The 14,478-nt window shown below is 69.8% G+C and carries 8 protein-coding genes; 6 read left to right on the top strand and 2 right to left on the bottom strand.

Annotation, left to right across the window (positions count from 1 at the left end):
• The first annotated feature begins 135 nt into the window (after positions 1-135).
• From ACSMXO_RS25355 to ACSMXO_RS25335, 5 genes are all read left to right on the top strand, one after another.
• Entirely contained in the window at positions 136-2,136 is a 2,001-nt protein-coding gene (locus ACSMXO_RS25355) for a LamG-like jellyroll fold domain-containing protein (RefSeq protein WP_455414057.1), read from the top strand.
• 227 nt (positions 2,137-2,363) lie between these two features.
• Entirely contained in the window at positions 2,364-5,894 is a 3,531-nt protein-coding gene (locus ACSMXO_RS25350; RefSeq protein WP_455414056.1) for a glycosyl hydrolase, read from the top strand.
• A 15-nt stretch (positions 5,895-5,909) separates the two neighbouring features.
• Positions 5,910-8,084, top strand: coding sequence for a DUF6351 family protein (locus ACSMXO_RS25345; RefSeq protein ID WP_455414055.1), 2,175 nt, complete (start codon positions 5,910-5,912; stop codon positions 8,082-8,084).
• Between the two features lie 77 nt (positions 8,085-8,161).
• Entirely contained in the window at positions 8,162-8,344 is a 183-nt protein-coding gene (locus ACSMXO_RS25340) for a YidH family protein (protein WP_346262176.1), read from the top strand.
• A complete protein-coding gene (locus ACSMXO_RS25335) occupies positions 8,341-8,526 on the top strand; it encodes a DUF202 domain-containing protein (protein WP_455414054.1) in 186 nt (61 codons plus the stop codon). The genes ACSMXO_RS25340 and ACSMXO_RS25335 overlap by 4 nt, the downstream gene beginning before the upstream one ends.
• A gap of 26 nt (positions 8,527-8,552) precedes the next feature.
• Here the strand turns inward: ACSMXO_RS25335 and ACSMXO_RS25330 are convergent, their stop codons facing one another.
• Positions 8,553-10,691 carry a sialate O-acetylesterase gene (locus ACSMXO_RS25330; RefSeq protein ID WP_455414053.1) on the bottom strand — a complete coding sequence of 713 codons (2,139 nt, stop codon included), beginning with the start codon at positions 10,689-10,691 and terminating at the stop codon, positions 8,553-8,555.
• Positions 10,692-11,497: 806 nt separating this feature from the next.
• Positions 11,498-12,562 carry an AfsR/SARP family transcriptional regulator gene (locus ACSMXO_RS25325; RefSeq protein WP_455414052.1) on the bottom strand — a complete coding sequence of 355 codons (1,065 nt, stop codon included), beginning with the start codon at positions 12,560-12,562 and terminating at the stop codon, positions 11,498-11,500.
• Positions 12,563-12,753: 191 nt separating this feature from the next.
• On the opposite strand from ACSMXO_RS25325, the gene ACSMXO_RS25320 reads away from it, so the two are divergent.
• A complete protein-coding gene (locus ACSMXO_RS25320; RefSeq protein WP_455414051.1) occupies positions 12,754-14,403 on the top strand; it encodes a cellulose binding domain-containing protein in 1,650 nt (549 codons plus the stop codon).
• The last annotated feature ends 75 nt before the right edge of the window (positions 14,404-14,478 follow it).

Below are 14,478 nucleotides of genomic sequence, written 5' to 3'. Positions count from 1 at the left end.
ATGAACGCCGTCGTCCGATGAACGCCGTCGTCCGATGAACGCCATCGTCCGACCGGGCGCCTGATCCTCGTCTCCACGCGAACCCTCGTCATCCCGAGAAACCCTCATTTCCCACCAGAAAGAGGAGCGACGACCGTGAAAGTTCGTAGCAGGCGCGTTCATCGCAGACCTAGGTACCAGGCGGCGCTGCTCGCCGTCGGGGTCAGCGCGGCGGCGGCGCTGGTACCGGTCCAGGGCGCGGCGGCGGACGTCACCGCAGCCCCGGTCGACCCGTTCGCCGCGAGGACCACCGTGCTGTTTTCCAGCCCGAACGTGCCGTCCGGGTGTTACCGGATTCCGGCGATCATCAGGGCGGTGGACGGTTCGTTGCTGGCCTTCGCCGAGCACCGGTTCCACACGTGTGCCGACAAGTCCAACATCGAGACGGTGGTCCGGCGGCTGCCCGCCGGCGCCAGCCGATGGCTGCCGGTGCAGACGGTGGTGCGGGGCGAACCGGGCGACCCGGTGGCGCCGGCGACCCGCGGCAACCCCGGCCCGGTGGTGTACCGGCGACTGCCAGGCGCTCCGCCGGCCGACGCGCCGGACGGCCGGATCGTGCTGCTGGGCACGCACAACCCGGTGAACCCGGCCACCCCCGGAAGCAACCACCGGACCGCGCCGCGCACCCCGTACGTAGTGCACAGCGACGACAACGGGGTGACCTGGGCTCCACCGCGCACGCTGACCGAGCTGGACGACCCGTCCTGGGGCCACTACGCGACCGGGCCGGTGCACGCCATCCAGCTCACCCGCGGCGCGCACGCCGGCCGGCTCATCGCGGGCGTCAACTACGACGGCGGGGGATTCGGCGCCATGCTCGTCTACAGCGACGACGCCGGCCTCACCTGGCACCGGGGCGCCCGGGCGCACTACCCGGCCGACCGCCGGCTGATCCCACAGGAGCTCAGCCTGGTGGAACTGGCCAACGGCGACGTCATGGTGTGGGCCCGGCAGAACTGGGTCGGAGGTACTCCCGAGGAGGAGGCCGACCCGAACATCCGTCCACACCGGGCGGTCGCGACCAGCAAGGACGGCGGGGCGACGTACCACAGCGACTTCACGCTGCTGCCCGGGTTCGAGGCGCCGAACATCCAGTCGTCGTCGCTGCGGCTGCGGGCCACCGACGAGGGTGACGCCTACAACCTGATCCTGACCATGGCGCCGTCGGTGAACGTGGAGCCGCGGATCCGGCCGACGGTCCGGTCGTCGTTCGACGAGGGTCGTACCTGGCAGGGCGTGGATACGCCGCTGGACTCCACCGACGAGGGTGTGCAGGTGTACGGCACCAACGACCGGAGCGTCCCGGTGCAGGAGTGCGCTTGCTATGGCGGCTATTCCGACATGGTGGAACTGCCGGGCGGTGACGTCGGGTTGCTCTACGAGCGCGGTACCACCGACTACCGCTCGGAGATCGCCTTCGTCCGGCTCGACGACCGCGACCTGCACACCCCGGCCACCACTCCGGACGTGCGGGGCCGGTCGGCGCTGGTGTTCGACGGCGTCACCACCACCGCGGGCCGGTACGGCCGGGCGTTCAGCTTCGATGGGGAGCGCGGCCGGGTACAACTGCCCTTCCGGACCGCACCGGTCCTGGGCACTGGTGACTTCACCGTGTCGACCTGGATCAGGTACCGCGACACCAGCAGGGACCAGGCACTGTTCTGGGCGTACGGCGTCAACGGCGCGCCCGAGGTGTGGCTGCGCGCCGAACCCGGCAACAACCGGATCCGTGGCACGGTGACCACCGCCACGGGTTCGGCGAACGTCACCTCCACCGGCGCGTACGCCGATGGTGCCTGGCACCACGTCGTGCTGCGTCGCCAGGCGGGCAACGTGGCGTTGTTCGTGGACGGTGTCCAGGTCGGCACCGCATCCGGTGCCGGCGGGGCGGTCAACGGCGACGATCCCACGCCCATCTACCTCGGGCAGCGGCTCGACGGGGCGAGCCGGTTCCACGGCAGCATGGACGAGTTCCGGGTCTACGACCGCGCGCTGACCAATACCGAGGTGTCCCGGCTGGGCACCAGCAACACCGCCGGCATCCCGGGCCTCACCGCCCGCCTGCCGATGAACGCCCTCATCCCGGCCGGCGAGTAGATCGGAGACTGGCGATGTCCCGTAAGCGCCGCAGCCGCCTCGTCGCTGTTCCGCTCCTCGCGGCGGCGCTCGCCGGCACCCCTGTCGCGATCGCACCGACTGCCGCCTCGGACTTGCACTCCGCGTCGGCGTCGGCGGCGCCTGCCGGATCCGTCCCGACGTTGACCGCGGGGACATTCGCCGATCCGCCCTCGACGGTGCGTCCGAAGTACCGCTGGTGGATGCCGATGGCTTTCACGGAGGACGAGCAGCTACGCGCGGAGCTCGCCGACATGAAGGCCATCGGCGCCGGCGGCGCGGAGGTCGCCACGACCACCGCCGTCGGCCCGCGGGCCTTCGACCCCGAGTTCCTGGCGGAGTACGGCTGGGGCTCACCACGCTGGGCGCGGAAGGTCCAGACGATGTCGGAGAGTGCGGCCGAGTTCGACCTGGCCCTGGACTTCACCATCAGTCCGCGATGGCCGGCGATCGTACCCACGGTTACCGATGTCAACGATCCGCGGGCGTCGCAACAGTTGGTGTTCTCGCACGCCTTCGTCAAAGGCGGTACGAGATACAGCGGCGCCTTGCCGACCAACTACCGCCCGCAACCCCCGGTCGGTGCGCGGCGCACCCCGATCGCCGTGTTGCTCGCCCGGTGCGCGGACGCGGCCTGTGACCGCCCGGGCGGCGGTCCACGAATGCTCCACCGCGACAGCGTGCGGGACCTCACCGGCAGCGTCGGCGGCGACGGCACGCTGCGCCTCGACGTGCCGGGCGACGCCGACGACACCTATGCGCTGATCGGCTTCTTCCAGACCGGCGACGGCCAGCTTCGCAACAACTTCACCACGACCAAACCGAACTACTTCCTCGACCACCTCAGCGAACAGGGAGTCCGGGCGACGACGCAGTTCTACGACTCGTCGATTCTCACCCCGCCGGTGCGGGAGGCGCTCGACGCCGTCGGCAGGGTCGACCTCTTCGAGGATTCGCTCGAACTCGGGGCCTCGCAGAAGTGGACGTGGGACTTCGCCGACCAGTGGGAGCGCCGGCGGGGCTACTCGCCGATCCGGGTACTCCCGGCGCTCACCGACGCCGGATCCGGGGGCCTCACCACGGCACCCTTCTTCGACTTCACCGACGGCAGCGGCGCGCGCATCCGGACGGACTACCGGCAGACCTGGAACGACCTGTACATCGACTCCCGGCTGGTGCCGTTGCGCCGCTGGGCGAACGAACGCGGCATGGCGCTGCGGAGCCAGCCGTACGGCGGACCCGTCGACACGCCGCAGGCGGCCACCCATGTCGACGTGCCCGAGGGCGAGTCACTGGTGTTCTACGACAACATCGAGCCGTACCGGTTGGTGTCGGTCGGCGCGCATCTGAACGGCAGCCCGGTGGTGTCCAGCGAGTGTTGCGCGGCGCGGGCGGACGTCTGGGCGACGACCGCCGGAGGCTGGCAGGAGTCGGCCAACCTGCGCTCGGTGTACCGCGGATACGCGGGTGGAGTGACGCAGGTGGTCTGGCACGGCTACCCGTACCTGACCAAGGGGGAGGGGACGTCCGACCAGGCGGTGTGGCCGGGCATGTCGTACGGGGGCAACACCTCGTTCGCCGAGGCGTGGGGTGCCAAGGGCGGACCCAACTGGGCGGACTACCGGGCGATCAACGACCACCTCGCCCGGCTGCAACTGGTGCTCCGGCAGGGCAGGCCGACCTTCGACGTGGCCCTGTACCTACAGGACTTCGGCCTGCGGTCGCCGGCCACCACGCTCACCGGACCGGAGACGCTCCTGGAGAGCGACTCGCCGCTGGCCGAACGTGGCTACACCTACGAGTACCTCAGTCCGGCGCACCTGCGGATGCCTTCGGCGAAGGTGTCGGACGGGCGGCTGTTCCCCAGGGCCGGCGCACACCAGGCGATCATCCTCGCGGATCAGCAGACGATGGCGGTCGACACCGCGCGTCGGTTGCTCGCCCTGGCCCGGGACGGACTGCCGGTCGTCTTCGTCGGTGAGCTGCCCTCGGCGACCCCGGGCTTCCACGACGCGGCCGCGCAGGATGCCGAGCTGCGTCGGCTGGTCGCCCAGCTCACCGCACGGCGTGACGTGCACCGGGTCGCCGACCTCGCCGCCGTGCCGGAGCTGCTCGCCCGGCTCGGGATAGCGCCGTCCGCCGCGCACGCGACGCCGTCCGCCGACGTGTTGAGTGTCCGCCGCTCCGACGCGACCACCGACTACTACTACCTGTTCAACCAGCGGTCGTGGGCGACCGAACAGCGGCTGACGCTCACCGGCGAGGGACGACCGTACAAGCTGGATACCTGGACCGGCGAGATCACACCGCTCACCGACTACCGGCAGACCTCGGGCGGTGTGGTCGTCGATGTCGCCCTGGAGGCGTCCGACACCGCGGTCATCGCGCTGTCGACGCGCCGCGACGAGACGTTCCGGTGGTCGACCCCGGTCGAACAGGGTCCGACCACCGCTCGCAATACCGGGTTGGGTCCTGTGCTTCTCGACGATTGGACTCTCCAGGTGGAGAGCTGGACCCGGGGTGAATCGGGGCTGCCCGGTGACACCGCCAAGACCACTCTTCCGGCCGTTGAACCGGCCGGTGATGAGCGTGGCGCGCTGCCACCGTGGTCGGCGATCACCCCGGCGAACGGATACGACATCGACCTTGGCGACGTGTCCGGGGTCGGGACCTACACCTCGACGTTCACCCTCGACGACTCGTGGGACGGGGTCCGCACGGCGTACCTGGACCTGGGAACCGCCGTCGACACCGTCACCGTGACGCTGAACGGCGCCCGCATCCCGGCGCGGAGCCCGCAGGATCTCCGGCACATCGAGGTGGGGCGCTATCTGCGGGCCGGTGACAACGCCCTGACGGTGCGCGTCGCGTCGACCCTCGTCAACGCGGTCCGGGTCGCACCCGGCACCGGCGCGGCCGACCGGCCACGCATGGACTACGGGTTGTTCGGGCCGGTACGCCTGATTCCGCGCGATAGCCGACAGCCGACCCTGGCGGTGGAGGCCCTCGAACGGGAACTGCCGTTGGCCGCCGGCGGCACCAACCAGGCACGGGTGCGGGTCGCCAACAACTCACCCAGACCGGTGTCGGTGTCGGTTGACGTGACGACCGACGACGGAGTCGAGGCGACGTTGGACCGGCCGACGTTGCGGATTCCCGGCCGGTCGTCGGCGACAGCGCTGGTACGCCTGAGCGGTCAGCGCGACTCCGGCTCGTCCGACCTCGTCATCGACGCGGTGGCGGCCAACGGAGCGAGGGGGCAGGCGCACGTCACGCTTCGACACTCCGACAACCTGGCGGTCAACGCGACGGGCAGCCCGTATCCGCGCGTCTGGGCATCCAGCTACCAGTACCAGCAGCCGCCGTCGTTCCTGACCGACGGGTTGGCGTCGACGTACTGGGTGTCCGGCGGTCACACGCCCGGACAGGCCCCAACGCCCGAGGCCCCGGAGTTCATCGGCGTCGACCTCGGACTCGCCACGGTGGTGCGTGCGGTGCGGTTGAGCGGTCGGGAGAACTGGGCCCCGCGGTCGTACGACGTGCAGACGTCCCTGGACGGCGAGCGGTGGACGACCGTGCTGTCGGTCACGGACGACGCCGGGAATGCGGCGACCACCACGGCGGTCACGCCGACGCAGGCGCGCCACGTGCGGCTGCGCATCACCGAGGGGTGGTACCCCACATCGCCGGGTCACAACACCCAGTTGGCCGAGTTCGCCGTCTACTCCGGCGGCGTCTGAGAGCGGAGGTCTGCGATGCGCCCTGTCACCAGGCACCACCCGCCACGATCCGTCCTCGCCGCGGTCTCGGCCGTGGCCGTTGTCGCCGCGGCCACACTCGTCGTACCCCACACCGCACCGGCAACGGCGGCCGACAACGAACGCCTGCGACTGGTGGCGTTGTCGGCCCGGCCCGAACTGGTGACCGCGGACGACGTGCTCGTCACCGCGGTGGTGCCGCGCGCCAGGCCGTTGGACGGGGTACGCCTCACGCTCAACGGCACGGACATCACCGGCTCCTTCCGGGCCGACGCGAACGCACACGCCCTGACCGGCCTGGTCGATCGGGTCCGCCCCGGGCGCAACCACCTCGTCGCGATCGCCGGGCCGCTGCGCGACCACCTCGTCCTGACGAACCATCCGGCCACCGGGCCGGTGATCAGCGGTCCGCACCAGACGCCGTACGTCTGCACCACCGACCTGTTCCGTCTGGTTGACGGCGATCCGCTCGGCGATCCGCTCGACGCCGACTGCTCGGTGGCTACTCGGGTCGACTACGCGTACCGATCCACCGCCGGCAGGACCAGGCCACTGCCGGATCCGGCGGCCAGACCCGACGACCTCGCCTGGACGACCACCATCACCGGCGAGACGGTCCCGTTTCTCATCCGGATCGAGACCGGCACGCTCAACCGGTCGATCTACCAGATCTCCATGCTGCACGACCCGGCAACGGAACAACCCACGTTCCACCGGCACAGCCCCGGCTGGAACGACCGGCTCATCTACACCTTCGGCGGCGGCTGCCGGCGCGGCTGGTACACCCAGGGCACGGAAACCGGCGGTGTCCTGGACCCGCAGATGCTCGCCCGCGGCTACGCGGTCGCGTCGGCGTCGCTGAACGTCTTCGGCAACAACTGCAACGACCTGCTCGCGGCCGAGACGATGATGATGGTCAAGGAACGGTTCGTTGAGCACTACGGCGATCCGCTGTTCACCATCGGCTGGGGTTCTTCGGGAGGCTCCTACCAGGGCCACCAGATCGCGGACAACTACCCGGGCCTGCTGGACGGCATCGTGGTCGGGCGGACGTTTCCCGACGTCGCGTCCGCGACGAACATCACGCTGTTCGACACCCGGCTGCTTGAGCACTATTTCACCGAGGTCGCGCCGGGCACGTTCAGCCGCGAGGAGCAGCGCCAGGTCGCCGGCTTCCTGCGGTGGGAGAGCATCCGCAACCTCAGCGACGGGGCGAAACGGCTGGACCCGGTCGCTGAGTTCCCCGACGAGTTGCCCGCCGAACTGCGCTACCACCCGCAGACCAACCCCGGCGGAGCACGCGCGGACGTCTACGACCACACTGTGAACGTCTACGGGCGTGACCCGGCCACCGGATTCGCCCGGCGGCCGCTGGACAACGTGGGGGTGCAGTACGGGCTGGCCGCGCTCCACTCGGGCGCGATCACCACACAGCAGTTCCTCGACCTCAACGAGCGCATCGGGGGTCTGGACCTCGATGCCAGGCCGGTGCCGCGACGCACCGCGGCGGACCCGATCGCGAGGAACGCCGCCTACCGCACCGGGCGCATTCTCTTCGGCGGGGCGGGCCTCGCCGGCACACCGATCATCGACTACCGGTCGTACTCCGAGGACGCCGCGAACGGCGACATCCACATGACGATTCACGGCTACGCCACCCGGGCGCGGCTGGAGGCGGCGAACGGTGACGCGGACAACCAGGTGATCCTCGTGGAGGACAGCCGTTTCGGCGGCTTCAGTCTGACCAGCCCAACCCTGCGGTACGCCCTGACCAGCATGGAGGAGTGGCTGACCGCGCTCGTGGCCGATGACGCGCCGGTGCCCGCACACCAGAAGGTGGTGCGGAACAAGCCGGCCGGTCTCACCGACGCGTGCTGGAGCCGCGACGCCACGCCCCGCAAGATCGTGCAACGGCTCACCGTGGACAATGCCGGGGAGTGCGGGCAGCTGTTCCCCGCCTACTCCACCCCACGGCTGGTAGCCGGCGCTCCGCTGACCGACGACGTGGTGACCTGCCACCGGAAGGCCATCGACTGGCGTGACTATGTGGTCAGCTTCAGCCCGGAGGAGCGCGCTCGACTGTTGGAGATCTTCCCATCGGGCGTGTGTGACTGGACGAAGCCCGGAGTCGGGCAGCGGCCGTTGCGCGACACCTGGCAGGCATTGCGTTGACGCTGAGGGAGAGCCGGCCTGCGGAATGAACCCGGGGCTGCGCGGGCTGGTGCCTGGACGGCCCGGGAGCGGTTGGTGTGGCCGCCGTCGTGTCGGTGGGAGCGGGTGCCGTCGTGCCCGCTTTCGCGTTCCTGCGGTGGGCGCTCAGCGAGCGGGCGTTGCGGCATGGTCGGCCGTTGCCGGCGATGGTGTTCGGCATCGCGATGGCGGCCGGATTGAGCCTGGCCGGTGTAGTGCTGGTGTTGGCGGTCCTCAGGTGAGGCGGGATGCCGACGCCCGGGTGTGGAGCCCGGAGGTTCAGCCGGAGCGGACCGCGTTGGCCTGGTCGCGGACGGCGTTGGCCGGCGCGGTCCTGGTGTGCGGGTTGGTCCGGCACCTGCTGCCGACCCACCCGGTGGTCGTCGGGACGACTGACTGTCGTCATGCCGGGCACCACACGTGAAACCCGGCATGACGACGGTCATGGTGCTATTCGACGGGGAGCTGGAAGGCGAGCAGCCCCATACCGAGGCCATCGATGACACGGGGACCGGCGCGACGGTGGGCGAGGTACGCCACGGTGGCGTCGGCGGGTACCGGCCGGTCCAGCGTCAGTACCAGGCCAAGGCCGGGTTGCCAGCGCACGGATTCCACGACGGTGCCCGGTACTCGGAAGTCCGCGGCCGCACCATCCTCGACGGTCAGCGGGCGCGCGGGGGAGCGGAGGTTCACCACCAGCCGATTCGGGTTGTCGTCGATCCGGTGTGCCGCTCTGGGGTTCGGTGGCGCCACCCTCGGGGCGCCCGGACGGTACAGGTCGTCGAGGAGCATGGTGGCGTTGTGCTCACCGAGAGTGCGGTAGCCGTCGATGTAGTCGAAGTGGCAACCGTCGTGGCCGTTGAGGCCGGTCGTCGACTGCACCCGCAGGTTGTCGATCGTGTCCGGCAGCCGCCGTTGGGCGTCCCGCAGCGCCACCGGGGTCGCCTGGTCGCAGGGGGAGCTGCGGACCTGGTGGACGTAGACCGGCAGCTTGGCACCATAGTCCTGGCGCCAGTCCGCGACCAGCTCGGTGAACCCGGCAACGTGTACCTCTGCGTCGTCGCGGTCGGCCTCACCCTGGTACCACAGCATGACGTCGATGGCGTCCGGCCCGGCCAGGCCGGCCCGGGCGAGGCGTTGCAGCAGCATCCCGTAGCTGGTCGCACCATCGGTGGGAGCGTTGTCGTTGCGCGCGAAGTAGCTGATCGGCTGGCCACCACGGGCACCGTTGACGATGGCGATCGGGATGCCGAGTTCGGCCGACATGAGCTGTCCCATCCGGACCGCCCACTGTCCGATCGCCCCTACCCGCTGGACGTTGTCGCCCATGGCGTAGGTCCAGCCGCCGATGGCGGCCGCCAGCCGCGAGTTGTTGTTGTTGGAAGTACCGAAGGTACGCACCCACCGGGACCGGTCCGCCTCCGACGACGTCGAGTTCGGCTGCTGGCCGGCCTGCGCGTTCGACTGTCCCTGCACCACGATGACGTCACCGGCGACGACGTCGACCGCGCGGCCGAAGCGGTGGCTGCGGCCGTCGGCGGTGAGCGCGACAAGTTCCAGATCGGTCGACGTCAGCGCCACCGGCAGCGAGACGGTGAACGAGAACCGGGGTGCCGCCGGCGACACGGCGGCCCGCCGGGTCGTCTGCCGGCCGCCGCGGGTGGTCCGCAGCTCGACCGCGGTGACGTCCGGGTCGAGTGCCACCCCGCTGACCCGCACCGGCACGCTGGTGGCGGTTCGGCCCGGGCGCGGGACCACCTGCCGCGAAATCGGGGCAGCGTCCACCCGGGCCAGCGAGGGCCGGGCGTAGAAGGTGAGCCGCCGGGCGGTGTAGTCGCCGGCGTTCCTGGCGAACGTCCAGTCGGGGTTTCCGCCCGGGCTGGCGCCGATGCCGACGTCCATCGTCTGAGGACCGGCGGTGGTGAAGGCATTGACGGCCAGCACCGGAGTCGCGGTCGCAGCGTAGGCGGTCCGCGGGCCACGGGCGTCGCCCGCGTCGGCGAACGCGTGCACCTGGAACGAGCCGTACCCGTTCGCCCACAGGACTGCGTCGTCGGCATCGCGGACGGTCTCGGAGGCTCCCGGTACCTGCCGCGAACCCGTCGCGTCGTACTGGTTGGGCCACATCTCGACCCAGCCGGAGCCGCCGTCGACCTCCGGTACGCCGGGCACGTTGGAGGCGACCGTCAGGTCGTCGACGAACTGGTGCCGCGACCGTTCCATCCGGGTCGGCAGGCCGACGTCGTCGGGGTTGCCGCTCAGCGCCTCCATCGACGTCCACACCCAATTCGTACCCGCTTCGGTGGTGAGTTCCAGGCAGTAGCCGACCCGGTCGAAACCACCGGCGACGCTTGCGGTCTCGTCGAATGTGTACGGCGGTGTCGCCTCCTGCCAGTTCGCGGCGGTGGGCAGGTCGAGCCCGCGTACCGGCCGGTAACCCGCGGCCTCGGCGTCGCAGGACGTGGACCGGACGTCGCTGGTGGTTGGTTCAGCGGCAGCGACGTCGGGGGCGGCAACGGTTGCCGCGACGAGTGCCAGGGCAGCGCACCCGGCGGCTGGCAGGTGGGTGTTGAACCGACGTCGCGGCATGGACACTCCTCCATGGGCTTTGATCCCGGGGTGCCTGTGCACGCTAGCCACACAACCAGGAAGAAGCACATGAGTGGCCGCGCTGTGCGGCCAATGATGATCTACAAGCGATGACCGGTCCGGTGTTCCGCGCCGGACGGCTCGGGTCGGGAAACTCCGGGTCCCTGATCATCCTTTCACCGCACCGGGTGCGGCTGGCCCAGGCGAACCTGCAACGCGCGAACCGGCCGGTGGGACCGTGCAGGGCATGGTCCTGGCCGGCGACGCGACCCACCTGCCGGACGTGCTCCCGTCGGACATCTACGTCTTCCGGCACCTGCCGGCTACGGACCCGCTGGCCACCAACCAGCATGGAGCTGACACGGCGAAGGCGAGATGGTGGCGCGTCTGGACCTCTCCGCTACGCAGAACTGGTCGCCGTGGATCGACGCGGACGGCGCGGCCGCCCCCGACGTCGAGGCCGCCCTTCACCGGCTCCCAGCCCTGGGATGGTCTTGACAGCCCTACGCCCGACCACAAGGCCCGTCCGCGTCCACCGCCGCCACCGTGTTTGAGACAGGAGCGGCTTTTCGCGGTAACCATCCGGCGGTCGCCGACACATAGATGGGTTGAACCCATCGTCAAGCTGGAGGTCCGGTACGTGCGGGTCCGAAGATTGTTGCCGTCCGCCATGGTGATGGCGTTGGCTGTCCCACTGCCCGCAGATCCACACTGGAGCCGACGAGTCGCCACAGCAACAGACAGCGACCTATGCAAAACGGGACAAAGCACTACTAGCTATCTGCGCAACCGGTACGCCCCCCGCCTCAACATCCCCTTCGAGCCGGCGACGAATCCCGAGAGCATCCCGACTCGGCCCCGTCGGCAACTGGACGATGATCTGGTCGGCGAGCCTGTCGAGCATCGCAGGACCGCGTTGCGGCGGAAGCCCTGCCTGGCACACGTCCCCGCCCGTGCGGATGGGAAACGCCGGAGGATCCTTGTCGCCCGCTGTTGGCGATGAGAATTCCAGGCAAAGGCAGCATACCCAGCTCGTGGGCGAGCTGGGCGACGAGTGCGCGGATGGGATCCGCCTCGTGCTCCACCATGCCCGGCGAGGCCGGCCCGACATTCGCCCGCACCGCGGCGTCGTCGCCGCTCACAACCGCGCGGTACAGCTCGCGCAGGGCCGGCCCGGGCGAGACGCCGAGCTCCTCGGCGAGCACGGCGCGGGCGTCACCGAGCGTCTCCAAGGCCGCCGCCGGGTTGCCGCTCAGCCACAGCGCGATGGCGAGCAGCCGCCACCCAGACTCGCGTAACGGCTCCGCCACGACCTGCCGGCGCAGCGGAGCCACGATGCTGGCGGCATCGCCCAGCCGCAGCCGCAGTTCGGCGTGCCGCTCGACGACCGCGTTACGACGCTCGCTCAGCTCGGCCCGGGCCGCGTCGAGGACCGGTCCGAGCGGCACCCCCTCGAACGGCTCGCCCCGCCACAGGTCCAGCGCCGCCGCGTACTGCGTCGCGGCGGCGGCGATGTCGCCCTTGTCCAAGGCAACATCGCCACACGCGGTCCGCGTCGCGAAGAGATCCAGATCGACCGCATCGGGTACCGCGTCAAGCGCGTACCCGCCCGTACATCGACGTACGGAGAGTGCCGGTGAGTCGCGGCAGAGCGCCCGGAGCCGGTTGAGGTACGTACGGATGTTGGCCACCGCCGAGGGCGGCGGCTCGTCGGGCCAGACCTCGTTGACGAGTCGGCCGATGGAGACCGGCTGGTTGGCGTGCACGAGGAGCATCACCGCCGCCGTGCGCTGCTTTGGCGGGCCGAGTGTGGCCGCGACACCGTCCCGAACTATCTCGACCGGGCCAAGCAGACGGACGTGGACATTCACTACCGCTCCCCAGTCCCGCGAAACTTTTCCCCACCGCATCCGACAGTAGCGAAGGAACATTTACCGAACGTTTCGACTGTGGGTTGCCGTCTTGGCGACGTTGTGAGTCGGGGCGATTGGTACGAACGACGCCTGACGGAGGTGATCGACGTGGGATCGGCGACGTCGAGGACGAGCGTCTCGACTCCCGGGTGGTCGGTCGTGAACTGGTCGGACAGCTCCACGTTCCGTTCAGCGATGATCACCTTGTCGCCGCCCACACGACGGCGCAGCCCCAGGCGAGCCCGATGCCCGAGGTGCCGCCTGTGATCGGAACTGTGTTGTCCATGGTCCTCATCGAGAGATGTCTCCTTCAGGTCAGTGGGACCGGACATGACCAAGGTCGCATCAGTGGCGGCGCGTTCGCATCGGTGGAAGTCGCCTATGTGCGTGTGGACGAGCGCCGCTGGCGCGCGCACGATCCTGGGTCGACGGCGTCGCGACCGCGGGACGGCCAGCCGGCGACGTCGGCCTGCGACCAGCGCGATAGCTGTACGAAAAATATCGGTTCCGTATTCATCCTGTTCGTACCGTGCGACCTGGCCAGTCCGGCCGGGCCGCACACAACCCAGTGCGTGGCATCTCACGAAGGGGACACCAACGTGCGATCACGATCGCTGACCCCAACATCCCGACGCCGCGCAGGGCTGCGCGCGTTGCTCATCCTGGGCCTCGTCGCCGGCGGTTCGCTGGTCACGACGGGCGCCGTCGGCACCCTCGCCGCACCGGCGTCCGCCGCGACGGTGAACTGCGACGGCGACGGCGTCTCCGGCAAGCGCGTCCAGATGCTCTACGTACGTGGCGACGCGACTCCGGACGACCTGCCCAACTTGCGCTCCACGCTGCTCGACATCCCGGCCCGGATCGACGAGCAGTTCCTGGAGGCGGCGCGGCGCACCGGCGGACCGGACGCGTACCGCGCGGTGCGATGGGTGACCGACGCCAACTGCCTTCCCACGATCACCAGCGTCGTTGTCCCGCAGTCCATCATGGGCAACCTGTTCGGCGTGCTGGACTCGCTGAGGGCCAACGGATACAACAGCGTGGACCGTAAGTACGCCATCTGGTACGAGGGCACCGGGTGCGGCGACGCCTGGGGCCGCGAAGACGACGACTCGCCCGGCCCGTCGAACCTGCACAACAACAACACCAATCTCTACGGGCACGCGTTCGTCGGCCTCCGCAACGCCGGCTGTTTCTCATGGAGCACCATGGCCCACGAGCTGCTGCACACCCTGGGGGCGGTGCAGAGCAGCGCCCCGCACGCCACTGCCACCAGCCACTGCTGGGACCAATACGACATGATGTGCTACGACGACGAGGACCCCTTGACCGTTCCGGTGGACACCTGCCTGGGGGGCGTCCCGCACCAGATCGACTGCAACGGCGACGACTACTTCAACGTCAGCCCGCCCGCCGGCAGCTACCTGGACACCCACTGGAACATCGCGAACAGCGCCTTCCTCATCAAGACCGCGCCCCCCGCCCCCTCGTGCACAGTGGCGTACACGAAGAGCGACTGGGGCAACAACTTCAACGCCGACCTGACCATCACGAACACCAGCGGTCCGGCCCTGTCGACCTGGCAACTGACGTTCTCGTTCCCCGGCACCCAGCAAATCAACAGCAGTTGGCCGGGCTCGTTCACCCAGACCGGGCAGAACGTCACGCTGAACGCGGGCACGCCGGGTTTCCTCGGCGTCGGAGCGAGCGTGCAAACCTTCTTCAACGCCAACTACTCCGGCACTAACGCCGACCCGACGGCGTTCAGACTGAACGGCCAGTTGTGCACCACGACCTGACCGGCTGACGGGCACGAAATGCTCCGGAAGCGTCCTACCAGGGCGCTTCCGGAGTACGGTCGCCTCAACGTGTTG

Source organism: Plantactinospora sp. DSM 117369 (assembly GCF_053764795.1).
The sequence above is the reverse complement of the archived record's forward strand: the minus strand, read 5'-3'. Positions and strand labels throughout refer to the sequence as shown.